At 72.0% G+C, this 24,882-nt stretch carries 17 protein-coding genes; 5 read left to right on the plus strand and 12 right to left on the minus strand.

The window, feature by feature from the left end; all coding sequences use genetic code 11:
* Window position 1: 1 nt before the first annotated feature.
* Together AB0J02_RS11485 and AB0J02_RS11490 are read right to left on the minus strand one after the other, a co-directional pair.
* The gene (locus tag AB0J02_RS11485; RefSeq protein ID WP_363193372.1) at window positions 2-508 is read right to left on the minus strand and encodes a DoxX family protein; all 507 of its coding nucleotides are present in this window, start codon (window positions 506-508) and stop codon (window positions 2-4) included.
* A gap of 141 nt (window positions 509-649) precedes the next feature.
* On the minus strand, window positions 650-1,915 hold the full coding sequence (locus AB0J02_RS11490; protein WP_363193445.1) for a hypothetical protein: 1,266 nt from the start codon (window positions 1,913-1,915) through the stop codon (window positions 650-652).
* A gap of 191 nt (window positions 1,916-2,106) precedes the next feature.
* On the opposite strand from AB0J02_RS11490, the gene AB0J02_RS11495 reads away from it, so the two are divergent.
* Complete coding sequence (locus tag AB0J02_RS11495) at window positions 2,107-2,970, plus strand: DUF4429 domain-containing protein (protein ID WP_363193373.1); 864 nt, start codon at window positions 2,107-2,109, stop codon at window positions 2,968-2,970.
* Window positions 2,971-2,988: 18 nt separating this feature from the next.
* Here AB0J02_RS11495 and AB0J02_RS11500 read toward each other — a convergent pair whose 3' ends face one another.
* Entirely contained in the window at window positions 2,989-3,786 is a 798-nt protein-coding gene (locus AB0J02_RS11500) for a class II aldolase/adducin family protein (protein ID WP_363193374.1), read from the minus strand.
* 117 nt (window positions 3,787-3,903) lie between these two features.
* Between AB0J02_RS11500 and AB0J02_RS11505 the strand changes: the two genes are divergently transcribed.
* The gene (locus AB0J02_RS11505) at window positions 3,904-4,383 is read left to right on the plus strand and encodes a pyridoxamine 5'-phosphate oxidase family protein (RefSeq protein WP_363193375.1); all 480 of its coding nucleotides are present in this window, start codon (window positions 3,904-3,906) and stop codon (window positions 4,381-4,383) included.
* A 100-nt stretch (window positions 4,384-4,483) separates the two neighbouring features.
* Here AB0J02_RS11505 and guaA read toward each other — a convergent pair whose 3' ends face one another.
* Window positions 4,484-6,061, minus strand: coding sequence for a glutamine-hydrolyzing GMP synthase (gene guaA, locus AB0J02_RS11510; RefSeq protein ID WP_363193376.1), 1,578 nt, complete (start codon window positions 6,059-6,061; stop codon window positions 4,484-4,486).
* Window positions 6,062-6,388: 327 nt separating this feature from the next.
* Here guaA and AB0J02_RS11515 point away from each other — a divergent pair, with 327 nt between their 5' ends.
* Window positions 6,389-6,661, plus strand: a complete 273-nt coding sequence (locus AB0J02_RS11515; RefSeq protein ID WP_363193377.1) for a chorismate mutase — start codon at window positions 6,389-6,391, stop codon at window positions 6,659-6,661.
* A gap of 458 nt (window positions 6,662-7,119) precedes the next feature.
* On the opposite strand, the gene AB0J02_RS11520 is transcribed toward AB0J02_RS11515, so the two are convergent.
* Window positions 7,120-7,839: a hypothetical protein gene (locus AB0J02_RS11520; RefSeq protein ID WP_363193378.1), complete on the minus strand. Its 720-nt coding sequence runs from the start codon at window positions 7,837-7,839 to the stop codon at window positions 7,120-7,122.
* Window positions 7,840-8,174: 335 nt separating this feature from the next.
* Between AB0J02_RS11520 and AB0J02_RS11525 the strand changes: the two genes are divergently transcribed.
* A complete protein-coding gene (locus AB0J02_RS11525) occupies window positions 8,175-10,256 on the plus strand; it encodes a glycosyltransferase family 4 protein (protein WP_363193379.1) in 2,082 nt (693 codons plus the stop codon).
* Window positions 10,257-10,391: 135 nt separating this feature from the next.
* The gene (locus tag AB0J02_RS11530) at window positions 10,392-11,411 is read left to right on the plus strand and encodes a peptidase (RefSeq protein WP_363193380.1); all 1,020 of its coding nucleotides are present in this window, start codon (window positions 10,392-10,394) and stop codon (window positions 11,409-11,411) included.
* A gap of 100 nt (window positions 11,412-11,511) precedes the next feature.
* Here AB0J02_RS11530 and AB0J02_RS11535 read toward each other — a convergent pair whose 3' ends face one another.
* The 7 genes from AB0J02_RS11535 to AB0J02_RS11565 form a co-directional block, all read right to left on the minus strand.
* The gene (locus AB0J02_RS11535; protein WP_363193381.1) at window positions 11,512-13,317 is read right to left on the minus strand and encodes a GMC family oxidoreductase; all 1,806 of its coding nucleotides are present in this window, start codon (window positions 13,315-13,317) and stop codon (window positions 11,512-11,514) included.
* 55 nt (window positions 13,318-13,372) lie between these two features.
* A complete protein-coding gene (locus AB0J02_RS11540) occupies window positions 13,373-15,016 on the minus strand; it encodes a succinic semialdehyde dehydrogenase (protein WP_363193382.1) in 1,644 nt (547 codons plus the stop codon).
* Window positions 15,017-15,165: 149 nt separating this feature from the next.
* The gene (locus tag AB0J02_RS11545; protein WP_363193383.1) at window positions 15,166-16,767 is read right to left on the minus strand and encodes a serine/threonine-protein kinase; all 1,602 of its coding nucleotides are present in this window, start codon (window positions 16,765-16,767) and stop codon (window positions 15,166-15,168) included.
* Between the two features lie 96 nt (window positions 16,768-16,863).
* Entirely contained in the window at window positions 16,864-18,441 is a 1,578-nt protein-coding gene (locus AB0J02_RS11550; RefSeq protein WP_363193384.1) for a serine/threonine-protein kinase, read from the minus strand.
* A 55-nt stretch (window positions 18,442-18,496) separates the two neighbouring features.
* Entirely contained in the window at window positions 18,497-20,086 is a 1,590-nt protein-coding gene (locus tag AB0J02_RS11555; protein ID WP_363193385.1) for a serine/threonine-protein kinase, read from the minus strand.
* 123 nt (window positions 20,087-20,209) lie between these two features.
* The gene (locus AB0J02_RS11560) at window positions 20,210-22,537 is read right to left on the minus strand and encodes a protein kinase (protein WP_363193386.1); all 2,328 of its coding nucleotides are present in this window, start codon (window positions 22,535-22,537) and stop codon (window positions 20,210-20,212) included.
* A gap of 140 nt (window positions 22,538-22,677) precedes the next feature.
* Entirely contained in the window at window positions 22,678-24,711 is a 2,034-nt protein-coding gene (locus AB0J02_RS11565) for a serine/threonine-protein kinase (protein WP_363193387.1), read from the minus strand.
* Window positions 24,712-24,882: the final 171 nt, after the last annotated feature.

Raw genomic sequence — 24,882 nt, forward strand, 5'->3', positions numbered from 1 at the left:
GTCAGCGACGCCCCCGGCCCCTCCACCACGCATCGACGGACCACACCGCCGCCCCCGCCAAAATCAGCGGCAGCCACGCCATCAGGTACGCCAGATCGTTGCCCAGGTAATACGGCTCGGTGGCCCAGCTCACCGTCAGCCACAGGCTCAGGGAGATCAGCGCGCCGCCGAGCGCCGCGATCCGGGTCAGCAGACCGAGGAGCGCGCCGATCCCCACCGCCAGCTCGCCGAGGGCAATCGCGTACCCGAAGCCCGTCGGCGCTTTGAGCGCGAGGTCGACGAGTTGGGGGATGGCGGAGATGTCGCGCACGTTGCGCATCTGCTCCCCGATGGACCCGGCACCGCTCGCGTCGAAGAACGCGCTGTCGGTGAGCTTGTCGAGGGCGGCGTAGATGAAGGTGACGCCGAGGAAGATGCGCAGCGGCACCAGGGCGTACCGCTGGGCGGTGTCGCGCCAGTCGCCGCCGCTGCCTCGTTGGAGGTAACTGCCGTGCAGGTCGGTTCTCATGCCGTGCGTCATCTCTGGTCCGCCGCCTCTCCCCGCGCTTCCCGCCCGGTCTCTTTACCCGACCATACGTACGAGAGTGTGGCTCGGCTCACTTCCGGAGCCGATCAGCTGAAACGATGCACCGCTGCGCCGAAGCATGGCTCAATCGACGACGTCTATGGCGCAGCGGTTCGTCTCGACGCCTGTCGCGGTGATCACCTGGACCTCGACCCGGCCGGGTTCGACGTCCACCGGGACCGGCACGGTCAGCAGCGCGTCCGCCGGGTTGGTGAAGCCGCCGGGGACGGGGACGAGCGGCACGTGGACGTGGACGGTGCCGATGCGCACGGCGACCCGGGCGAGCTGGTCGGCGGTGCCTGCGCCGGGCGGCACGAATCCGGCGCCGCGGATCTCGATGTCGTCGCCGGTTCGGATCGGCGCGTCCAGGTCACCGGCCTCGCGGGCCCGCACGACGGAGAGGACGACGGGGCGGCCGCCCTCCGCGTACTTGCCGCAGATGTACGTCGCCGCCGAGACCGCCACCAGAACGGTGAGGCCCCACGGCAGGTCGGGCAGCTGGTCGGGGCGGCGGGCGAGGCGGGCCGCGGCCCACACGAGGGCGGCCGCGCACACGGCGACGTACTGCGTGTCGGTGAAGCTGCCGCGCCCGGAGTCGTCGGTGAGCAGGTCGGCGGCGCGCGGCCGGGCGGCGGGCACCTTCTGCAGTCGTTGGGCGAGCACGCGCAAGCCGACCACCCGGCGCACCAGCACCGCGACGGCGCACACCACGGCCAGCACGGTCAACAGGCCTGCTCCGCGGGCGAGTTCAAGGCCGTCGATGAGGTCTTCACGGGCGCCGTGGCCGGACGCGGAGGCCAGTTCACCGGCGAGGACGAGCACCGCGTAGACCGCGAAGAGCACCACGACGCCCGCCACCGCGCGGGACGTCGACAGCCGGTTGTCCTCGCCGATCAGGGGCGCGAGGACGCCGCCACGGGACCGGTGCACGGACGCGGCGCCGCTCAGCAGCCCGCCCACGACGACCGCGGCGACGAGGCCCGCCGTGCGCGCGGCGCTCCAGCCCGCGCCGATCGCGGTGAGCGCCTGCACGAGCAGCAGCGCGAGGACGCCGCCCCACACCACGTACAGGGTGCGCGGCCGCAGACCCGCGAGCCAGGCCGCGCCCTCCTCCCGGGCGCGGGCGGCGACCGCCTGGGCGGACTGGGTGAGTTCGTCGGAGATCCACTGCCGGGAGGCCCCGGCCGAGTGCGCGACGGCGGCCGGCAGGCCGCCCCCGGACGCCAGCACGTCCCGCTTCGCGAGGAACGCGGCCACTGCCCTGCGGTGCCCCTCGCGCGCCCCGTGCGGACAGTCGCCGCACGTGCATCCGCCCTCGTGCGCGCCCTGCCCCTGCCGCACTCCCTGCATCGCCACCGCGACGCCCCCGCCCTCAGCCTCTGTGTCGACCGTCGGCGCTTGGCCAACTCGTCAACTTCTTTGTGGTGAAGGTGAATTGTGCCGTACGCGGCGCATGCTCCGGCGCACGGGACCGAACCGGAGGGGTGAACAGGGTTCGTCCGTATTGACCGGAGTGTTGACGACGCTGCGAGAATTTTCGTATGGCCGAGATCATCCAGCGTGACGGAACCTGGGCCTTCGACGGAACCACGGTCCGCATCACCCCGGGTCTGCACCGCAGCGTGGCCCTGCTGCGGCAGACGTACGGCGAGATCAGCGTGCCGCTCACGGCCGTGACCGGGGTCGCCTACGAACCCGAGCGCAAGCGCGGCCGGCTCCGCCTCACCCTGCGCGAGGCGGCCGACCCGCTGCTGCAGGCCACCGGCGGCCGCCTCCCGGACACCGCCGACCCCTACCGGCTCGCGGTCGACACGGACCGCTCCGGCGTCGCGGAGTACGTCGCCGAGGAGATCCGGCAGGCGCTGCTCCTCGAACAACTCCCGGACGGACCGGCCGAGTCGTACCTCGTGCCGGGGCCCGCGGTGCCGGTCTCCGTGCGCTCCAGCGACGGCACGGTCTCCTTCGACGGCAGCCGCGTCCGGATCGACTGGAGCGACACCTCGGACCGGGTGAAGCGGGCGACGGGCCCGCGCGTCATCGCGCTCGACGACCTCGACGGCGTCGACTGGGTGCCCAACTCCGGTTACGAGGACGGCGTGCTGCGATTCGTCCTCAAGGGCACGGCGTACGCGAAGCTGCCGCCGGAGAAGGACCCGTACGCCCTCGACCTGTGGGGCAACACCCGCAAGGACCTGCTGACGGCCCTCGTCGCGGCCGCGGTCACGGCCCGCCTGCCGCATCCGTCCATGCCTGCCGGCACTCCCGCCCTGCCCGGTCCGCCCCGCACCGACCACGACGTACTCCTGCGCCGATTGCGGGAGTTGGGTGAGCTGTACCGGCAAGGGGTGCTCACGGACGAGGAGTTCACGATGACGAAGCGGATCGTGCTCCGTGACTTCCGCTAGCCGCGCCGGCGGTCCCGGTCAGCCCAGCAGCTCCGGTTCGCTGCGCGTGATGTCCTGCCACAGGGACTGGTAGTTGATCCACGCGACGAGGTCGCCGCCCGTCTGGTCACGGGTCGCGGCGGCCTGCCGCCGGTCGATCAGGATCGGCCGCCCGGCCGCGCGCGCCGCGAGCTGGACCTGGCAGCACCGCTCCATGGCGATGAACCACCAGGCCGCCGCGTCCACCGAGTCGCCGACGGTCAGCACGCCGTGATTGCGCAGGACGAGCGCCTTGTAGCCGCCCAGCGCGGCGGCGATCCGCTTGCCCTCGCCCGCGTCGACGGAGACCCCCGTGTACTCGTCGAGCAGCGCCTGGTCCTCGTAGAAGGCGCAGGCCTCCTGGGTGATCGGCTCGACCAGCTCGCCGAGCGCGGACAGCGCGCGCCCGTACGGGGAGTGGCAGTGCGCCACGGCGACCAGGTCCGGCCGGGCCCGGTGCACCTCGGCGTGCACGGTGAACGCGGCCTGATTGACGTGCCGGCGGCCCTCGACGACCTGCCCGTCCCCGTTGGCCAGCACGAGGTCGCCGACGGTGATGTGCCGCAACGGCATCCCGAACGGGTTCACCCAGTAGCAGTCCTCGAACTCCGGGTCCCGGGCGGTGATGTGGCCCGACACCCCGTCCTCGTACCCCAGCCGCCCGAAGATCCGCAGTGCGCCCGCGAGCCGTTCCTTGCGGTACCGCCGCTCGTCGGCCGCGTTCGTGTGCACCGGCGGCATCGCGAAGTGCAGCTGGTCGGTGGGGAGGGGGATCGGGGCGGGGTTCTGCGTCGACATGGAGCGGAAGGTACCTCCGTGACCTCCAAGGCGACAGGTCCCCGCTGTGAAGAGATCGCGGCGAATCACCACCGAATCCGGACAGAGGCTGTCGGGTATCAGCGCCAGACTCGACGCATGACGTCGCACTGGGCTGCCTTCGCCACCGCCGAACCGGACCTCGCCAAGACCGTCGAGGCCCGCTTCGCCCTGCACACGCACCACGTCCTGGCGACCCTTCGCAAGGACGGTTCGCCCCGCACCTCGGGGCTCGAAGTCCGCTTCCTGGACGGCGAGTTGTGGCTCGGCATGATGCCGGGCTCGCTCAAGGCCCGCGACCTGGAGCGCGACCCGCGGTTCGCGCTCCAGACGAACCCGGGCGAGGGCACCACGATGGGCGGCGGCGACGTACGGATCAGCGGCCGCGCCCACCTCGTCGAGGACCCGGCGGTCATCACCGGCTACACCAGCCGGGTCGACGTCCCCGACCCGGACGACTTCCACCTGTTCCGCACCGAAGTCACCGAGGTCACCAGGACGTACATCGAGGACGACACGTATCTGGTGGCGCAGGTGTGGAAGCCGGGCGAGGCCGTGCGCACGATGAAGCGGAGGTGAGCGCCTCCCTCCACGCGCCGTCCAGGTGCCTACGTGACGGAAGGCGCCGCCCACCATCGCGGTGGGCGGCGCCTTCCGTCACGTACGGCCGGGGTGGGGACTACTCCCACTCGATGGTGCCCGGCGGCTTGCTCGTCACGTCGAGGACGACGCGGTTGACGTCCTTGACCTCGTTCGTGATCCGCGTCGAGATCTTCGCGAGCACCTCGTACGGCATCCGCGTCCAGTCCGCCGTCATGGCGTCCTCGGACGAGACCGGGCGCAGCACGATCGGGTGGCCGTAGGTGCGGCCGTCGCCCTGGACGCCGACCGAGCGGACGTCGGCGAGCAGCACGACCGGGCACTGCCAGATCTCGCGGTCCAGACCGGCCGCGGTGAGCTCCTCGCGGGCGATCGCGTCGGCCTCGCGGAGCAGGTCCAGACGCTCCTTGGTGACGTCGCCGACGATCCGGATACCGAGGCCGGGGCCCGGGAACGGCTGGCGCTGGACGATCTCGTCCGGCAGGCCCAGCTCGGCGCCGACCGAGCGGACCTCGTCCTTGAACAGCTGGCGGAGCGGCTCGACGAGCTCGAACTCGATGTCGTCGGGGAGCCCGCCCACGTTGTGGTGGGACTTGATGTTCGCGGTGCCGGTGCCGCCGCCGGACTCGACGACGTCCGGGTAGAGGGTGCCCTGCACGAGGAAGGCGACCTCGGGGCCGTCCTCCTGGAGGATCTCCAACTGCGCCTGCTCGAAGACCCGGATGAACTCCCGGCCGATGATCTTCCGCTTCTGCTCGGGGTCGGAGACCCCGGCCAGCGCGTTCAGGAACCGCTCGCTCGCGTCGACGACCTTCAGGTTCGCGCCGGTCGCGGCCACGAAGTCCTTCTCGACCTGCTCGGTCTCGCCCTTGCGCATCAGGCCGTGGTCGACGTACACGCAGGTCAGCTGGGAGCCGATGGCCTTCTGGACGAGGGCCGCGGCGACCGCCGAGTCGACGCCGCCGGACAGGCCGCAGATGGCGCGCTTGTCGCCGACCTGCTCGCGGATCGCGGCGACCTGCTCCTCGATCACGTTCCCGGTCGTCCAGGTGGGCTGCAGGCCCGCGCCCCGGTACAGGAAGTGCTCCAGGACCTGCTGGCCGTGCGTGGAGTGCATCACCTCGGGGTGGTACTGGACCCCGTACAGCTTCTTCTCGTCGTTCTCGAACGCGGCGACCGGGACGACCTCGGTGGAGGCCGTCACGGTGAAGCCCTCGGGGGCGGCGGAGCAGGCGTCGCCGTGCGACATCCACACCGGCTGCTCGGCCGGGGTGCCCTCGAAGAGCGTCGAGTCGGTCTTGGAGACGGCCAGCGGGGTGCGGCCGTACTCGCGGGCGCCGGTGTTGTCGACGGTGCCGCCGAGGGTCGTCGCCATCAGCTGGAAGCCGTAGCACATGCCGAAGACGGGGACGCCGGCCTCGAAGAGCGCGCGGTCCAGGCGCGGGGCGCCCTCCGCGTACACCGACGAGGGGCCGCCGGACAGGATGATCGCCGCCGGGTTCTTGGCGAGGATCTCCGCGACGGGCATGGTGCTCGGCACGATCTCGCTGTAGACCCGGGCCTCACGGACACGGCGGGCGATGAGCTGGGCGTACTGCGCACCGAAGTCGACGACCAGGACGGTGTCGGGGGCGGCGGCAGCGGAAGCTGATGACACGGGTTGCCTTCCGGCTGCGGCTGAGCGGGGGTACCCGTGATTCTACCGGTTCGGCTCAGCTGCTCCTCAGGCCACGGGGCTCCGCCCCGGACCCGCTCCTCGAACGCCGGAGGGGGTTGAAGGAACAGCGCGCTATAGTGGCCGCCATGTTCTCGCAGACGACCTTCGTCTTTACCTATGGCAGCCGGCCCGCCGGATGCCATGGTCGTGCTGCTTGAGCAACTGACAAGCGACTTCCCAGGCGCCCCGGGCCGACAAGGCCCGGGGCGTCTGTCGTTTCCGGGGCCTGACGGGCCGGGGCTCCGCACCGACACCAGGAGCCCGCTCATGACTGCCACCACCGGCACCACCGACACCACCACCGCCGTGATCTCCGACGCCCGCGAGCGCATCGACGCGCTCGACGACCGGATCATCGGCCTCGTCCAGGAACGCATGGCCGTCTCCGCCGTCGTACAGGAGGCACGGATCTCCTCGGGCGGGCGGCGCGTGCACCTCTCGCGCGAGATGGAGGTGCTCGGCCACTACCGCGACGCGCTCGGCAAGCCCGGCACCTCGCTCGCGATGACGCTTCTCGAACTCTGCCGGGGCCGGATCTGAGTTCGAATGCGCCCTCACCCGTACGGCGCGTGACCCGGACGCGCCGGGCTTCGTTGGTCCCGGTGTCCGTGCCAGCCAGGGGCGGTCCGATCGAACCACGCGTGGCTCTGCTGGAGCGATGAGACGTCACGGTCATGCCGTACGTCGTGGGACCTCGCTTCAGTGCAGTGACCGGACGGCAGGGGACAGCAGCCCGGTCACCCAAGAGAACGGCCGGTCCTGGGGACGCCCGGGGCCGGCCGGCCTCCCTCCCCGTAGCACCAGCACCACGAGCACGATGTGCGGGAAAGTCCACACCTGCACGTCAAGTCCCCTGCTCCACCGGCCAGTTGACCGACCGAGACTTGCGGCGTCACCCCCCGGCGCCGCTCCGCGGCACCGACGCTGCCCTGACGTCGGAGCCGATGCCGAAGGGCCCCGCAGCTCCGTCCTGCGGGGCCCTTCGCCCGTACCGGTCCTCAGGAGGCCTTCGCCGGTGCGGCCTTCTCCAGCTTGGCGATCTGCGCCTCGATGATCCTCGCCGGGACTTCGGCCTGCTGCGCGTCCAGGGTGTTCATGGCGTAGAAGGCGGCCAGGGTGGAGCCGCTGCGCACGACGACGTACGTCATCGGGATCGTCTCGCCGTCGATCTTGCCGGTCATCGCGTACGAGACGGCCTCGTCACCCAGAGCGGGGGCCTTGCGGGGCTCGATGCCGCTGTACTTGTAACCGGTGTGCTCGTACGCGTCGCAGCTCTCGCTCGCCGTGCGCAGATCCGCGACCACCTTCTCGGCGTCCGCCTCCTCGTGCGCGAGGAGGCCCATCTGGATCACGGTGGCGTCCGTCTCGGTGAGGCTGGTCAGCGAGCGGGCCACCCGCGCGGCCGCGTCGGGCTCGGAGCCGAGCAGGAACATGTCGGCGATCGCCTGGCAGTCCGCCGGCTCCGCGGGCACGCTCACGTCCGGGATCTCGGCGTCGGGCACCTTGCCGACGCGGTAGCCCTTCACATCCGCCTCGGTGATCACCGCCTGCGTCAACTGCGCCTCGGCGAGCGGCTTCAGGGCCGGCTGCGCCGTGGACTTGCCGCCGCCCTTGTCGCCGTTCTCGCCGTCGTCCGCCCCCGAACCGCATGCCGCCGTGGCGGCGAGCGCCGCCGTCAGACAGGCCCCGGCCCACACGCGCCCCAGACCTTTGTTCACGTCACTCCCCCACTCCCGCATCCCCCGGCCCGTCCGCAGATCGGGGCGCGCCGAGCCGCCATCAAAGCCCGGACCTGCGACGTTTGCCAGCCCTTTGCGCCCGCTTTGCGTAACGATCGGGGATCGGCGAAATGGTTGCACAGCACGGGGGTGGTGCTCGACACATCCCCTCGCGATGCTCGACAGGGCGTGCGAGCCGAGGGTTCACAATCCATGCGCAAGCGGAAGATATCCCTCATTTTGTGACTCGCGCCACATCGGGCAACGTCCTTCCCCTCAAGTGGTCTCAACCAGTTCACGGGTCGACGTGGCCCGTCTCCTGGGGGGGAACACTCATGAAGATCGTCTTTCTCATCAACGACGCGTACGGCATCGGCGGCACCATCCGCGCCACCGCCAATATGTCCGGCGCCCTGGCCACCCGGCACGAAGTCCACGTGGTCAGCGTGCACCGGACCGCCGACCGGACGGGGCTGCCCTTCGACCCGCGCGTCCGGATGGCCACCCTGATCGACCTGCGCGAGGACAGCCCGGCGTACGCGGGCGACGACCCGCTCACCGCACAGCCCTGCGCGATGTACCACGAGAAGGGCACGCTGGAAGGGCGGCTGCGCTACACCGCGCTGCACGACCGGCGCCTCGCCGACTACCTCACGGAGACCGACGCCGACATCGTCATCGCCACCCGCCCGATCCTCAACGGCTACCTGTCCCGCTACGGCACCGACCGCTACCTGCGCATCGGCCAGGAACACCTCTCGCTGACGGGCCACGCCGACGACGTACGCCGCGCCCAGAACGTGGCGATCGGGCAGCTCGACGCGTTCGTCACCGTGTCGGAGGCGGACGCCGCGCAGTACCGCGCCGCACTCCCCCAGGTCCGTACGACGATCACCTGCGTGCCCAACGCGGTGCCCGCCGGTGCCGTCCAGCCCTCGCCGCGGGACTCGAAGGTGATCGTGGCGGCCGGACGGCTCATCCCGGTCAAGCGCTACGACCGGCTCGTCGACGCCTTCGCGAAGGTCGCGGGCGACCACCCCGAGTGGACGCTGCGGCTGTACGGACGCGGCCCCCAGAGAGACGCGCTGCGCGCCCAGATCGACGAACTGGGGCTGTACGAGCGGGTGTTGCTGATGGGCCCGGTCTCCCCCATCGAGACCGAGTGGGCCAAGGGCGCGATCGCGGCGGTCTCCTCCGACCGGGAGTCCTTCGGCATGACCATCGTGGAGGCCATGCACTGCGGGGTGCCGGTGATCGCGACGGACTGCCCGCACGGCCCCGCCGAGATCATCACCCACGAGGAGAACGGGCTGCTCGTGCCGGTGGAGGCGGGCGACAGCGGCGTCCAGCTGTTCGCCGACGCGCTCGGCCTGCTCATGTCCGACGCCGAACTGCGCGACAGACTCGGCGAGTCGGCGCGCACCCGCGCCCAGGACTTCGAGCCCGCCGCCGTCGCCCGCCGCTACGAGGAGCTGTTCCGGACGCTGTCGGCGCGCCGGCACCTGGGACGGGTCCGGCAGCCGCAGCCGCGACGCCCTCTCCTGCGGCGCCGGACCAGAGCCACCGCGCCCGCCCACCGGCCCGCGGCGACCGCCGGGCCGAAGGCGCCGGCCAACCCGGTCGCGTTCGTCCGCTCCACCGCCGACGGCGGATTCACCGTGCGGTTCGACGCGGCGAGCCTGCCGCCCCGCTCCCTGGACTTCGTGGCCCGGCTGCGCAAGGACCCCAAGGGGCGGGAGATCCGGGTGCCGCTGCCCGAGGTCGCCACCGCACCGGACCTCGGCGCGATCACCGTCACCGTCGCGGCCGGCGAACACGCCCTCGCCGAGGGCCGCTGGGACTGCTACATCGCCCGCCGCGGCACCGACCGGCGCACCCGCCTGATCTGCGGCCTCGCCGAACGCGCCCGCCGCGTCGGCGCGGCCCCGCGCACCGGTCCCGACGGAGTCGCGGCCTGGCTTCCGTACGCCACCGTCGACGGATTCCTCGCCGTGCGCGCCTGGCAGCGGCCCGCGCACGCGGAGGTGCTCCGCGTCGACATCGGTGCGGAAGGGGTCACGATCGGCGCCGCGCTGCTCGGTGCCGAGGACCCCCTCGACGGCGCGCGCGTGGTGGCCGTCTCGCGCGCCGGCAGGAGCCAGGACTTCTCCGTCCCGGTGACCCGACTCGCCGACGGGCGCTTCGAGTTCACGCTTCCCTACGCGGAGGCGGCCGAGCGGCGCGAGGCCGTGAGCGACCACTGGGACCTGCGGTTGCACCGCGCCACGCCCGATCCGGCGCCGGTGCCGCTCGGCCGGCTCGGCGGCGACATCGTCGACCGCAACAAGACCGACCTGTTCCCCGAACGCGGCGCCCACGGCGTGCAGATGTACGTCACCGGCGCCAACGACCTGGCCCTGAGCGCGCGCGAGCAGTGATCCAGTTCACATAAAGATCCTGTCAGTGAAGGGACAACCATTTCCGCCCATCGCAGGTCACATGTGCAGAACCAACGGCCACACCCGCGACCGCCACCGCGGCGGCCCTCCGCCTTCGTACCGATCGAGGTCTAGATGAAGCTTCGCCGCGCACTGGTGACGGCGGCCGCGACGGCCGCCATGGCCCCGATCGCGCTCCTGTCCGCACCGGCCGCGTTCGCCACGGGGACGCCGACCGCCCCCGGGACCGTCGAGTCCACCGAGACGACTACGACGGCGCCGGAGACCACCGCGGGCGAGACGCCCGGGACGAGCACGCCGGACCCGTCCGCCACCGAGACGGCGGAAGAAACCGAAACCCCCGCGGCCGGCACCGGCGAGACGACCTCGCCGGCCGTGTCGGACACCACGACGCCCGCGACCACCCCGGACCCGTCCGAGACCGACGACGACGGTGACACCGGTGACGACGACGAGTGCACCGGCTACGAGGACAGCCCCGGCACCCTCGCCGAGCTGCGCGATCTGCCGTCCGAGATCGTCGCGGGCTCCGGCTGGCACGGCTTCACGTTCCGCGTCTCGAACAAGACCGACGCGGACTTCGAGACCGTCTCCACGCAGCTGTACGCCTTCTCGTACGCGTACGACGAGGACACCACGGAGACGAGCAAGTACCTGCACGTCCAGTTCTCCGACAAGTCCGGCTGGCACGACATCGACACCGCCATCGACGTCGCCAACGACGAGCCGTTCACCGAGCTCGGCCCGCTCGCGCGGGGCAAGCACACCGACGTCAAGCTCCGCATCAAGGTCGACGCCAAGGCCCCGGCCGGGCTCGGCGGCGGGGTGGCCTTCGCCACCAGCGTGGACGCGGAGGGTGTCTGCGGCTACAGCGTGCCCGAGGACCAGGAGTACCGCTTCGAGGTGCTGCCCGCGGGGACCAAGCCCGGCAGCGTCCCGCCGGCCACGAGCGCGCCGAAGCCGACCAACACCCCGGCCCCGCAGAGCAGCAGCACCCCGCTCGCCGGGTCGCTCGCCGAGACCGGTTCCAGCTCGGCGCTGCCGACCGTCGGCCTCATCGGCGGTGTCGCCGTCGTCGCCGGTGCCGGTGTCGTCTACTCCGTGCGTCGCCGCAAGGTGGGCAACGAGGCGTAAGCGCCTGTGCACGAGCCCCGCATGTAACGCGAAGGACCCGCACTCGGAGGGGGGTGCGGGTCCTTCGCGTTCAACAGCCCTGCCGCTACTGCTCCTTGGGCTACTTCTGCTTCTTGCGCGGTACCGCCGGTATCCCCAGGAACGGCAGCTTCAGCGCGCCGAACGCCTCCGCAGGGACGGCCGGGTTCTTCGGCTCGACGGGCGCGAGCCGGGTGTAGGCCGCGCCGACCGCCGGGCGCTGATCGTCCTCGCCCTTGTTCGGCCAGTACGCCATCGCGCGCTCGGCCTGCGCCGTGATCGTCAGGGACGGATTGACGCCGAGGTTCGCGGAGACCGCGGCGCCGTCGACGACGGAGATGCCCGGGTGGCCGTAGACCCGGTGGTACGGGTCGATCACGCCGCTCTCCGCGCTGTCGCCGATGGGGCAGCCGCCGAGGAAGTGGGCGGTCAGCGGGGTGCCCATCAGTTCGCCGACGTTCGACCCGGCGAAGCCGTTGATCTCGGCGGCGATGGCGGACGCGCCCTGCGAAGCCGCCTTGATCTGCTTGGGGTTGGGGGCGCCGTGGCCCTGCCCTGCGGTGAGCAGGCCCTTGCCGACGCCGTCCGGCTTCAGGTACGTGGTCAGCGAGTTGTCCAGGGACTGCATGACCAGGCCGATGATGGTCCGCTCCGACCAGTGGCGGTTGGAGAGGGAGCGCACCAGCAGGCTCGGGTGCCTCACCGCGTTCGCCAGCCAGCCCGCCACCCTCGACGTCCCCTCGGCGTAGGGGACTTGGAGGATGGACATGCCGCCCATCGCGTTCGACCCCTTGCCGTAGCGGACCGGCTCGATGTGCGTGTTCGCGTCCGGGTGGACGGACGAGGTGATCGCGACGCCCTTGGTGAAGTCGGCCTTCGCGACGCCGTGCCGCTTGCGGTAGCGCCGGTCGGTGGTCTGCGCGCCCACCAGGGCCTCGGAGTTGGTGCGGGTCAGCTCACCCAACCTGGCCGAGAGGTGCGGGAGTCGGCCGCTCGCCTTCATACGGTGCAGGAGCGTCTGCGTACCGTAGGTGCCCGCCGCGACGACGACCCTGCGGGCCTTGAAGACGCGCCCGGCCGCCTTCTTCTTGTTGTCGGTGGGCAGCGTCGCGATCGCGTACCCGCCCTGCGAGTCGTCGGTCACGGACACGACGGACGTCATGGGGTGGACGACCGCGCCCGCCTTCTCGGCGAGGTACAGGTAGTTCTCGTTGAGGGTGTTCTTCGCGCCGTGCCGGCAGCCCGTCATGCACTCGCCGCACTCGGTGCACGCCTTGCGGGCCGGGCCCGCGCCGCCGAAGTACGGGTCGGGGACCTGCTGTCCCGGCCGGGCCCTCACCTCGTCGCGGCCGTCGGCGTCGTCACCGTCGCCGAAGAACACGCCGACCGGCGCCATGTGGAAGGTGTCACCGATGCCCATGGATTCGGCGGCCGCCTTCAGGTGCACGTCGGCCGGGGTCATCGTCTTGTTGAGCCGCACGCCGAGCATCCGCCGCGCCTGGTCGTAGTACGGCTTCAGCTCCTCCTCCCAGTCCGTGATGTCCTTCCACTGGGGGTCCTCGAAGAACGGCTTCGGCGGTACGTACAGGGTGTTGGCGTAGTTGAGCGAGCCGCCGCCGACACCCGCGCCGGCCAGCACCATCACGTTGCCGAGCAGGTGGATGCGCTGGATCCCGTACATGCCGAGCTTCGGCGCCCAGAGGTAGTTCTTCACGTCCCAGGAGTTCTTCGGGAGCGTGCCGGGGGCGAACCGGCGGCCCGCCTCCAGGACGCCGACCCGGTACCCCTTCTCGGTCAGGCGCAGGGCGGACACGGATCCGCCGAACCCGGAGCCGATGACCACGACGTCGTAGTCGTACGCGGAGTCGTCGCTGTTCTCCAGCGCCATTGCCGGTTCTCCTTGCGTGCGTGTGCGGGCTGTGTGTGGCCGGTCGCGCTCGCGCTCAGCGCAGCCGGAACTTCTTCATCAGGCTCAGGCTGCGCGTCATGAACTGCGCGTACTTCTCGTCGTCCATCCCGAACGACGGCGCCATCGGCATCACGCGCTGGTGCGCGACGGTCTGCGCCTCGGTGTACTTCAACAGGCCCTCGGAGCCGTGCCGGCGGCCGAGTCCGGAGTCCTTCATGCCGCCCATGGGCGACTGGACGCTGCCGTACGCGGGCGCGTACCCCTCGTTGATGTTCACGGTGCCGGTGCGCAGCCGGGCCGCGACCTCGTGGCCGCGCTTGGCATCCTTCGTCCACACCGACGAATTCAGCCCGTACGGCGTCGAGTTGGCGAGCGCGACGACCTCGTCCTCGTCGGTGAAGCGGTAGATCGAGACGACCGGGCCGAAGGTCTCCTCGTTGCAGACCGCCATCGGCGCCTCCACCCCGTCGAGGATGGTCGGCTCGAAGAAGTACGGGCCGATGTCGGGGCGCGCGACACCGCCGGCGACGAGCCTGGCGCCCTTGGCGACGGCCTCCTCGACGTGCGCCTTCACGGTCGTCAACTGCCGCTCGCCGACGAGCGATCCCATGTCGGCGCCGTACGCGAGCGACGTGCCGAGCCGCATCGCCTTGGTACGGGTGGCGAACCGCTCGACGAAGGCGTCGGCGACCGACTCGTGGACGTACAACCGCTCGATGGAGATGCACAGTTGGCCCGCGGAGGAGAAACAGGCCCGCACCGCGCCGGCCGCGGCCTTCTCCACGTCGGCGTCCTTGAGGACCAACATGGCGTTCTTGCCGCCGAGTTCGAGCGAGACGCCGACCAGGCGGGCGGCGGCTCCCTGCGCCACCTCGCGGCCGGTGCGGGTGGAGCCGGTGAAGGAGACGTAATCGGCGTGCTTGACCAACTCGGGTCCCACGACCGGGCCTTCGCCGAGCACGACCTGGAAGACCTCGGCGGGCAGCCCTGCCTCGATCAGGAGGTCGCGGGCCCACAGTGCGGTCAGGCAGGTCTCCGTGTCGGGCTTCATCACGACGGCGTTGCCCGCGACGAAGGCGGGCAGCGCGTCGCCGACCGACAGCTCGAGGGGGTAGTTCCAGGGCGCGATCTGGCCCACGACGCCGCGCGGCTGCCGCAGTTCGGTCACCTTGGTGAGCGTCGGGACGGCGCCGGTGTGCCGCTTGGGCTTCAGGTACGAGGGGGCCTTGCGGCCGTAGTGCCGGGCCGCGACGACGACGGCCTGCACCTCCTCGTGGGCGTGCAGCCGGGCCTTGCCGGTCTCCAGCTGGATCAGGTCGAGCACCTCGGCCTGCCGGGCCAGGACCAGGTCGTGGAAGCGCAGCAGCACGGCGGCGCGCTGCCGCACCGGCGTCTTCGCCCACACCTCCTGGGCGGCGCGGGCGCGCTCGAAGGCCGTCGCCACGTCCTCCGGTGTCGACTCCGGCAGGTCGGCCAGCTTCTCACCGGTGAACGGCGTGTGGTTCGCCGTCCGCCCCGAGCCGACCACGCCCCGGGTGAGCTGGGCGACCAGCTCGGGCGTGACCACGTCGGCCGCCGTGCGCGCGCCTACGGGGGCGGCGGCCGGCGGATTGGTGCCGGTCCTCGCCGCGGTCTCTGCGTTCTCGGGGCTCTCGGTGGTGGCCTGCGACTCCGTCATGTGGGGGAGCGTATGCCGAAGCCGACGCTTTCGGTACCCATCGGTAACGGGCTTTCACCGAGTACACACACCGCGCCAGTGATCGCTGGCAGCAAAGCCGCTGATCAGGCGCTTTACGGCACCGAGAACCGCCGATCAATTACTCCCGATCATTTTCCGGCGATGTCCACATTCGCCAGTACGTCCTCGGCGACCTCGCGGCCGCGGTCGGTGAAGTCGCCCTTGCCCGGATAGCTGACCGTCACCCGGTACATGTCGCCGGCCTTGTTCTTGTAGTAGAAGAAGCGGATCTCGCGCGGCCGGGGATTCTCGGTGTCGTCCGTCATGTAGGCGACGGTGTTCCGTGCGGCGTCCTGCTCCTCGTACTTGGCGTTCGCGTCGGGGGTGGTCTTCGCGCCCTCCGGCATGTCCAGATCGGAGTCGCCGGAGTCCTTGAACTTGGTGTCGTCGTCGTACATCTGGGCCCGCGCGGACCCCTTGATCTCGTTGAGGGAGTCCTCCTTCTTGCGGGCCACGTTCACGCCCACCCAGATGCTGCCGCTCCAGTCGGTGTACGTCACCCAGTTCTTGTCGGTGTCGGTCTCGGACGGCTTGCCCGGCTGATAGTCCTCCGGCACCGCGACCGTCACACCGAGCGCCTTCGTCTCGTACTCCTTCCAGCCGTCCGGCAACGGCCCCGCGAACGGGTTCGCGACCACCAGGTACGCGGCCACGGCCAGGACCACGACGCCTGCGCCGATCCCGAGGAGCGTCCCGCGCCCGAGCCGGATCCCGCCCCGGCCGGACCCGACCTGTACGACCTGGGTGGGGCGGTGCTGGACCGGGGGCTCGGCGGCACGCTCCAGGAGGGCGCGGACCTGCGCCGCGTTCGGGCGTCTCGCCGGGTCCTTCTGCAGCAGCCCGTTGATGACATCGGCCAGCGGACCCTGCGCCGAGGCGGGCGCGGCCGGGGTCGCGTTCAGCACGGACTGCAGCGTGGCCGGGGTGTTGCTGCGGCGGAACGGGGAGACGCCCTCCGTCGCCGCGTACAGCACGACGCCGAGCGACCACAGATCGGAGGCGGGTCCCGGGCGCTGCCCCAACACCCGTTCCGGCGCGATGAATTCGGGTGAGCCGACGAACCCGCCGGTGTCGGTCAGATTGGTCTCGCCCTCGATCTGGGCGATGCCGAAGTCGGTGAGGATCACCCGGTCGTGCCGGCCGAGCATGACGTTGTCCGGCTTCACGTCCCGGTGCAGGATCCCGGCGGCGTGCGCGGCCTCCAGGGCGCCCAGCACTTCGAGTCCGACGCGGGCGGCGTCCCGCGCGCCGAGCGTGCCCTCCTGGAGCGCGGCACCGAGCGAGCGGCCCTGCACGAACTCCATGACGATCCACGGCCTGCCGTCCTCGACGGCGACGTCATGGACGTTCACCACCGCCGGGTGGTCGAGCCGGGCCGCGGCCCGCGCCTCGCGCCGCATCCGCTCGAAGACGTTGGCCCGCTCCCGGTCCGGCAGATGATCGGGCACCCGGGGTTCCTTCACGGCGACCTCGCGGTCCACCGTCTCGTCCTTGGCCCGCCACACGGTGCCCATGCCGCCGTGCCCGAGCTTGCTCAGCAGCCGGTAGCGGCCCGCCACGAGCCGGCCCGCGCCCGGGTCCGACTGCGGCGGCACGACCTGCGTGGGTGCCGGCTGCACGGGCCGCGGCGGCTGCAGATCGAAGCTGGTCGGTTCGTTCGGGCCGTAGGAGGCTCCCCCGTTGTTGCTCATGGCACCATCCCTACCGTGCGGACGCCCCCGGTTCCACTCCGGTCACGGAGTTGTGACCGCCCCGGTGCCCGGCCCGCCGTCGGCGGCCCGCCGCCATTACCCCGCAGAAGGGGCGAACGTGTCCACGGCGGCGTCGAAGTAGGCCCGTGCCTCATCGATTCTGCTGACGGGCGCCGACACCCACACGTCGTACATCCGGCCGCCCTCCTCCCAGCACAGGTCGATGGTGCGCCGGGCGCCCTCGGACGTGCTGAACCCGTCCCAGGTGAACTCCCACAGCGCGGCGTCGTGCCCGTCGTGCGAGGTGTCGGTGACCTTCCCGTCCCGGTAACCCGGGTTGGTGCTCGGCCCGTCCGCCGCCGCCCGGCGCTGCGCGGCGGCGGGCCCGCCCTCCTGCGTCCCGGTGACCCGCACGCCGATGCGGAAGGTCCTCCGCGGCGACATGTAGAAGACCCGCTGCCCGTCGAGCGAGCGCGTGAACCCCTCGGGCACCGCGAGGCTGAACCCCTTCGCGTCCCGTACGGTCCGGTACCCGGTCGGCGCCGTGGGCCGCGGCGTCGCCGTGCGGGTCTCCGACCGGGTGACGGTGACGGTCGGCGTGGGCGAGACCGACGCCGACCCCGTACGCGACGGCTCGGAGGCCGAACTCGTCGGCGTCTGAGGCGTGTTGCCGTCCCGGCCCGCGAGCAGCGCGGTCGCGGCGAGAACCGCCCCGGCGGCCGCCGCGACGAGCGCCGCGGCCACGAGCAGCACCCGCGTGGAGATCTTCTGGCGGTGGACGGCGGGCATGTCCGGCCGGGTCGGCGTGTACGCGCCCGGAGGCGGGGCCTGCTGCGGGGTCGCACCCGTGGCGACGTACGCACGCAGCAGCCGCTCGGCCTCGTCGAGCCCCAGCCGCCGGGCGGGATCCCGCTCCAGCAGGCCCCGGACCACCGGGAGCAGCGGGGCGGCCTCGGGCGGCGGCTGGATCTCCTCGTACACGACCGCATGGAGGACTCCGCCCAACGAGTCGCGCCGGAACGGGGATTCACCGGTCAGCGCCGCACACAGCAGCGCCCCCAGCGACCACAGATCGGCCCCGGCGCCCGCCCCGCCGCCCGACATCCGCTCCGGCGCGGTGTACTCGGGCGACCCGACGAAGCCGCCGCTCTCCGTCAGCGTGGTGGCGCCCGCGACCTGGGCGATCCCGAAATCGGTCAGCACCACCCGGGCGGTGCCCGCCTCCAGGAGGACGTTGGCCGGCTTGAGGTCGCGGTGCAGCACCCCGGCCGCGTGGGCGACGCGCAGTGCGCCGAGCAGCGCGAGCCCGATGCGGGCGGCCTCGACGGGGTCGACGGGCCCCTGCCGCGCGATCCGGTCGGCGAGCGATCCGCCGTCCAGCAGGTCCATGACGATGTACGGGCGTCCCTCGTGCAGCACCACGTCGTGCACGACGATGATGTTCGGGTGCCGCAGCTGGGCGACGGCCCGCGCCTCCCGCAGCATCCGCTCCCGCTGCTGGGCCGCCTCGTCCTCGGAGAGCGTCTCGTCGACGGCCAGCTCCTTGACGGCGACCTGCCGGCCGAGCAAGGTGTCCGAGGACCGCCAGATGACCCCCATGCCGCCCCGACCGATGATGGCCTCCAGCCGATAACGGCCGCCGATCACACGGACGTTGCCCCCCTCGGTCCCCATGCGCCCCATCATGCCGCACGGTTGTGAGCCGGGGTCCTCCGGTTCCGGACAGGAGCTAGGCGGGTCGCCAGCCCCGCAGAATGGCGTCGAACTGCTCCCGTGCGGTGTCCCAGTCCGCGGCCGGCACGGACAGGTAGATGGCGTACTCCGTGCCGTCCGTCTCCCGGTACGTCTGCTCTATGGCGCGCCGCGGCCCGGACGTCGTGTCCTTGTTCCCGGCCGTCCAGGTGAAGTCCCACAGCGAACCGGCCCGGTCCCGGAACCTGTTGGAGTCGAGCGTCACCCGCTGGTAGTCCGGCAGGTTCCGGCTCAGGTTCTTCTCCAGATCCAGCTGGTGCTGGTACGAGTCCTGCCAGTCGGACTGCTTGTCGATGGCGATACGGACGAAGTGCTGGCCGCCGTCCGGCGTGTAGTCGATCTGCGACCCGTTCGCCTGCCGCTTCCAGCCGGGCGGCAGCATCAGGCTGAACCCCTCGACGTCGTTGACCCGCTTCCAGCTGTCGGGTATCGCCCCGGCCTCCGGCTCCTGATCCCCCTGGTCCTCGCCGGACCCGTCCTGTCCCGCGACATTCTGGCCCGCGGAGGACCCGCTCCCGCTGCCCCGGTGGTCGGCGTAGTACAGCGCCGCACCGACCCCGCCGCCCCCGACGGCGAGGGCCGCGACCACGGCGACGAGCACCCGGGGCCAGTGCCGCCGCCGCGGGGCGGCCGGCGCGGGTACGGGTGCGGGCGGTGTCACGGCCGTGGCGGTCTCCGGCCGCGGGGCCGGCGTCGGCGCCGGTGCCGGCACGTCCACCCGCGTCGGCACATAGGCCTGCGCCGCTCCGGAGCGGCGCCCCTCCGCCGCCTCGGCGAGCATCACCTCGGCCTCGTCGGCGCTGGGCCGGTCCGCCGGGTCCTTGCGCAGCAGCGCCGCGATGACCGGCCCCAGCGCCCCCGCGTACTCGGGGACCTCGGGCTCTTCCTCGATGACGGCCTGCATCGTGCTGATCGGCGACGTACGTCTGAAGGGCGACGTCCCCTCGATGGCCGTGTACAAGGTGGCGCCGAGTCCCCACAGATCGGAGGCGGGGCCCGGCTCGGAGCCCCGCACCCGCTCCGGGGCCAGATAGTCCACGGACCCGACGATCTCGCCGGTCCGCGTGATGGTCGAGTCGCCCTCGACCTGAGCGATGCCGAAGTCGGTCAGCTTGACCCGGCCGTCCTTGGCCAGCAGCACGTTGCCCGGCTTCACATCGCGGTGCAGCACTCCCGCGTTGTGCGCGGCGCGCAGCGCCCGCAGCGTCCACAGGCCGATCCGCGCGGCCTCGGCGGGCACGATGCGGCCGTGCTCCTTGACGGCGTCGGCGAGCGAGGGCCCCTCGACCAGCTCCATCACGATCCACGGCCGGTCGTCGTGCTCCAGCACGTCGTGCACGGTGACGACCGCGGGGTGGTTGATGCGCGCGGCGGCCCGCGCCTCCGTCTGCGTCCGCGCGAGCAGAACCGCACGGTCGGCCTCGGCCACCCACTGAGCCGCGGTCAACTCCTTGATGGCGACCGCCCGGTGCAGCACTTCGTCATGCGCGCTCCACACGCGGCCCATGCCGCCGCGGCCGATCGATTCGCCGATCCGGTAGCGGCCCGCGAGAAGCTGGCCCTGCATCTGATTCACTTTCCCACCAATGGTCTTGACAGGGCCACACTAGGGAGCGGGCGCCTCTCAAGGAACAGGCGGGGTGCCATGGAGACAGCACTGTGACGCGAGTCGCGTCCGGTACCTCCCGATTCAGCCGCCGTACTGGTAAGTAGACGACGCCTGGTCGTACAGCCGGGTCACCTCATCGCGCTCCGCCTCGGGTCCCCGCACCTGCACGACGTGGTATTTCCCTCCGACGACCATGGCCAGATTCCGCACAAAAACTTCACGTCCGTCGGTCCCCTGCCAGGTGAACTGCCCCTCGGCCATGGTCCGTCCGCCGACGTCGATGGACTTCATGCCGCTCGACGTGGCCCACGTGGAATCGCGGAACGGCTGCAGTTCCCGCTCGTCCTCCCGCTGATACTTCATCGGGTCGGACCCGTATGTGGCGGTGGAGTCCCGCCCGGGGACCAGCAGGAGTTCGAACTTCCCGTGCGTGTACAGGACCTGACCCCGCCCGTTCTTCGACTGCCGCTGCCAGCCCTTGGCGACGGCGACCTCGAAGCCCTCGGCGTCCTTGCGCAGCGTGAACCCGGCGGCGATGTCGGACTGCGGCTGGGTACTGGACGGATCCGAGCTGCTCCTGCCGTCGGGGGACGCGGAGGACTCGGGCGCGGACGGCTTCCCCGCGCCCTTGCCGTCGGACGCGGACGGCGAACGGTCCGGCGCCCCGCCCACCGAGTTGGCGTTCTCCTTCGTATCCGAACCCGGCTCCGCCTTCGGCATGAAGGCCACCGCGTACGCCACCGCGCCGACAAGTCCGACGAGCACCAGCACCAGCAGCCACCGGCCGAGCGACCGGGGCCGCCCCTGCCGTTCCCGCGGCGCCTGCTGAGCTCTCGGCGCCCTCGGTGCCTTCTGTGCCTTCGGTGCCTTCTGCGGTCGCGGCGCCTTCGGTATCCGCTCAGCGCGGCCCCGCTTGTGCCGGGCGTGCGCCGCCGACGCGGCCTGCCGCGACCGCCGTCTGCGCACGAGTTCGCCCCTGCGCCGTACGATCGGCAGCCGCGCGGCGTCGAACGGGGGCGCCGGCACGACGTTCGCCCCCGCCTCCGGCTCGGGAGCGGAGCGCACCAGCGACCGCAGCCAGCCCCGCAGTTCCTCGAAGTCGAGCCGCTCGGTGGGGTCCTGCCGCAACAGGGACTCCACCACGGGCCGCAGCGGCCCGCACTCCTCGGCGAACGCGGGCGGCTCCGCGCACACCATCTGCACCAGCTCCGGCGTGGACTCCTCCGGATACGGCGCGTGCCCCTGCACGGCCCGGAAGAGCAGCGCGCCCAGGGCCCACAGATCGGTGGCGGGCCCCACGGGCGCCGCCAACTGCCAGCTCTCCTGCACCGGATAGGCCTGCTCGGGCGCCCACCGCTCGGTGACGGGCCCGACCACGGTCATCCGCACCTGACGGGCCCGCTCGGCGGCGATGCCACCCAACCCGGCCTCGGATTCAGCCCCGGCAAATCCCGCCCCGCCCGGCGCGGACTCAGCCCCTCCGGCGATCGAGGAGCGGGGTCCGGGGCGGAGCCCTGTGTCCTCACCTCCAGCGACCAGCTCATCCCAACGGGCCGGCTGAACAGCGGAGTCAGAGGCCGGGCCCCCCTCAACCTCACGACGGGGCCGGGGCGCGGCCCCGTGCCACGCCTCCCCCACCCCGTACGGATCATCGACCCGCTCCGCCGCGGCGGCCCGCGCACCCGCGCGATACGCGGCGATCGCCCCGGCCCGGGCGGCCCGGTAGTCCCCGGGGTCGGGCTCGGCAGCGGGCGCGACCGGCGAAGGCAACGAGGGCGGCGCTTCCCCAGCCGCCCCGAACCCGGGCTCCCCCTGGGACGGCTGGGGCCGCGGGTCATACCCGCACAAGGCCTCCTCGGCGGCCCCGGCGGCCATCCCGGTCAGCACGATCCGCCCGTCGTCACAGACCAGCACGGTCCGGGCGGTGATGTTCCGATGGACCCAGCCATGCGCGTGCAGCGCCCGTAAGGCGGTCAGCACGTCGGAGGCGACCTCGGCGGCCCGGTACGGGCTCAGCGGCGCCTCGTCCAGCACCGCGGCCAGGGTCCTCGCCGAGACGACCTCACTGACGACCCACAGCGACCCGCCCTCGGCGAACACGTCGAAGACCTGGTCGAGCCGGGGATGGTCGGGTATCTGCGCGGCGGCCTGCGCGGCCTCGATGGCGCGCGCCACGGCGGGCTCGGCGGACGCCCGCGCGGCGGGAGCCCCGGGCCGAAACCCCTCGGGCAGCCCGTCCGCGTCGAGCACCTCGGCCTCGACGACCTCCGGCAACGGCACCTGGCGGACCAGGACTTCCTGCCCGCTGTACGTGTCGAACGCGCGGGACTCGGCGAACTCGTACGCGTCGGGCGCCGGGACGGGCAGGCGGTAACGGTCGGCGAGCACCCGTCCCGCGTACTCGTCCACAACGCCTCCCCCTGACCCGTCCTGCGGTCAATTCCGTTCGCTATGTGCCCAGTTATACGAACTGTTGCGTCACGACGCTTCCTGATACGGCTGCGTACGGTCCGCGAGCACTCACGATACGTGCCGAAGGCGCCCGGAGTTCAGGACTTGGGCTTGAAGCTCTGTGTGAATGTCTTCCACGTCGCCTTGCGCTGCGCTCCGCTCCAGTCCGCGTCCTTCGCGGTGTACATCATCCCGTAGCCCAGCGAGCCGTTGACCACGAACCCGCGGTCTATCGAGCGGTACTTGGTGCCCCCGTCGACGTAGGTGAACTCCCAGTCGGCCGTGTTCCAGCCGCGATAGTCCACCGCCTCTATGCGGATGCGGTCGTACTGGGAGCGCCGCATGTAGCTTTCCTGGTTCTGCCAGTCCTTGACCGGGTCGGACTTCGGCGTGCCGGTCCAGCCGACCAGCAGCTTCTGCCCGTCGGGGCCGGTGAAACGCGCCCCGGCCGAGCTGGTGGAGCCGTACTTCCACCCCTTGGGCAGATCGATCGAGAAGCCCTGGGAGTGCTTGTACGTCTTGGCTTCCTTGTCGACGCCGGAGCCGGAGCCGTCACTGCTGGGCGAGGCGCCCTGGCCGGGGGCGGTGGCACCGCCCTCGTTCTCGTCCGGCTCGTTCTCGTCGGGCTCGTCCTCGTCCTCGCCCGAGCCCTTGCCGCTGCCCGTTTCCTCGCCCTTGCCGTTGCTGGCGGCGCCGGTGGCACTGGCGGACGCGGCCTTGTCGCCGCCGTTGGCGTCCTTGGCGTCCTTGCCGGCGCTGTCGTCACCGCCGCTGAGAGCGATCCCCACGACGACGCCGATGACGGCGAGCGCGACGAGGACCGCGAGGATCACGAGAGTGCGGCGCGGCACGACATCCGTGATCGAGGCCTTGCGGACGGGCGTGCGCGGCGGCCCCGCGGGCTGCGCCGGGATCCGCGCGGTCGCCCTGGTGGACACCGGCGCGGAGGCGGAGGCGGAGGGCGCGGCAGCGCCCTCCCGGCCGGCCGGCTTCTCCCGTGCGGCCGTGGCGGCAGCGGCGGCCTTGCGCACCGACTTGAGCGCGCCCCGCAGCTTCTCCGCCGCTTCCTCGCCCCTGGCGGCGACGCCGGCCCCGGCCTTGCCCGAGGGCGGCACGGGCGGCAGCGGCACGACCTTGGTCGCGTCGGCCGCCTCCGGCGCCGGGGCGGGCTTCGGCGCGGGCGCGTGGATGACGTTGTTCAGCAGGGCGCGGGCGCCCGCGTCGTCGAGGCGCTGCGCGGGGTCCTTGGCGAGCAGCCCGTAGATCACCGGCTCCAGCGGGCCCGCGTTCTGCGGCGGGTCGACCGGCTCGGTCATCACGGCGGTCAGCGTCGCGATCGCCGACCCCTTGTCGTACGGGGGGACGCCCTCGACGGCCGCGTACAGCAGACCGCCCAGCGACCACATGTCGGCGGCGGGGCCCGGCTTGTGCCCACGGGCCCGCTCGGGCGAGATGTAGGAGGGCGCGCCGACGAGCATGCCGGTGGACGTGACGGAGGGGTCGCCCTCGACCTGGGCGATGCCGAAGTCGGTCAGCACGACCCGGCCGTCCTCGGCGATCAGCACGTTGGACGGCTTCACGTCGCGGTGCAGGATGCCTTCGCGGTGCGCCGAGCGCAGCACGTCGAGGACGGCGAGTCCGACCTCGGCGGCGCGCTTCGGTTCGAGCAGCCCGTCCTCCCGCACGGCCTCGGCGAGGGACTTGCCCTCGACGAGTTCCATGACGATCCACGGCCGGTCGTCCTCGTCGACGACGTCGAAGACGGTGACGGCGCCGTTGTTGCGGATCCGGGCGATCGCCTTCGCCTCGCGCAAGGTACGCGTGATGAGGCGCCGCTTCTCCTCCTCGTCGATGCTCGACGGGAAGCGCAGCTCCTTGACCGCGACCGTGCGCCCGAGCGTCTCGTCCTTGGCCCGCCACACGGTGCCCATGCCGCCGCGGCCGAGCACGTCGCCGAGCCGGTACCGCCCGGCGAGCAGCCGCCCGGTCACGTCATGGCCGGAAGAGGAGTCCCGACCGGAGGGCCCCTGCCCGTCCCGATCGTCGCGTACGTCCTGAACGTCCTGCGCGGACGAGTCCTGACGAGCGCTCTTGCCTTGACGGGTCTCGCCCGCCCGCTCCGCCTCCGACATGCGTCCCCTCTGCAACCCGCCCTGACAGAGCCTTCATTGTCCCTCACGTGAGGACCGTCCGACGCCCAGGGTCACCCCTGGCACACCGTTCACCCCTACGTCCCGCGTGAGGGACCGCGCTGTCGAAGGGACCGTCGTGCCCGCACTGAAACGGACACTCCCGGCCATACC

The organism is Streptomyces sp. NPDC050264 (genome assembly GCF_040655895.1).
GTDB lineage: Bacteria > Actinomycetota > Actinomycetes > Streptomycetales > Streptomycetaceae > Streptomyces.

Bases quoted from the DNA above. Each gene is read 5' to 3' on its own strand.
- AB0J02_RS11495 (WP_363193373.1), top strand. From the start codon at position 2,107: ATGGCCGAGATCATCCAGCGTGACGGAACCTGGGCCTTCGACGGAACC.
- AB0J02_RS11535 (WP_363193381.1), bottom strand. From the start codon at position 13,317: ATGGCGCTGGAGAACAGCGACGACTCCGCGTACGACTACGACGTCGTG.
- AB0J02_RS11530 (WP_363193380.1), top strand. From the start codon at position 10,392: ATGAAGCTTCGCCGCGCACTGGTGACGGCGGCCGCGACGGCCGCCATG.
- AB0J02_RS11565 (WP_363193387.1), bottom strand. From the start codon at position 24,711: ATGTCGGAGGCGGAGCGGGCGGGCGAGACCCGTCAAGGCAAGAGCGCT.
- AB0J02_RS11485 (WP_363193372.1), bottom strand. From the start codon at position 508: ATGAGAACCGACCTGCACGGCAGTTACCTCCAACGAGGCAGCGGCGGC.
- AB0J02_RS11515 (WP_363193377.1), top strand. From the start codon at position 6,389: ATGACTGCCACCACCGGCACCACCGACACCACCACCGCCGTGATCTCC.
- AB0J02_RS11490 (WP_363193445.1), bottom strand. From the start codon at position 1,915: ATGCAGGGAGTGCGGCAGGGGCAGGGCGCGCACGAGGGCGGATGCACG.
- AB0J02_RS11525 (WP_363193379.1), top strand. From the start codon at position 8,175: ATGAAGATCGTCTTTCTCATCAACGACGCGTACGGCATCGGCGGCACC.
- AB0J02_RS11505 (WP_363193375.1), top strand. From the start codon at position 3,904: ATGACGTCGCACTGGGCTGCCTTCGCCACCGCCGAACCGGACCTCGCC.
- AB0J02_RS11500 (WP_363193374.1), bottom strand. From the start codon at position 3,786: ATGTCGACGCAGAACCCCGCCCCGATCCCCCTCCCCACCGACCAGCTG.
- AB0J02_RS11545 (WP_363193383.1), bottom strand. From the start codon at position 16,767: ATGAGCAACAACGGGGGAGCCTCCTACGGCCCGAACGAACCGACCAGC.
- AB0J02_RS11540 (WP_363193382.1), bottom strand. From the start codon at position 15,016: ATGACGGAGTCGCAGGCCACCACCGAGAGCCCCGAGAACGCAGAGACC.
- AB0J02_RS11550 (WP_363193384.1), bottom strand. From the start codon at position 18,441: ATGGGGACCGAGGGGGGCAACGTCCGTGTGATCGGCGGCCGTTATCGG.
- AB0J02_RS11555 (WP_363193385.1), bottom strand. From the start codon at position 20,086: ATGCAGGGCCAGCTTCTCGCGGGCCGCTACCGGATCGGCGAATCGATC.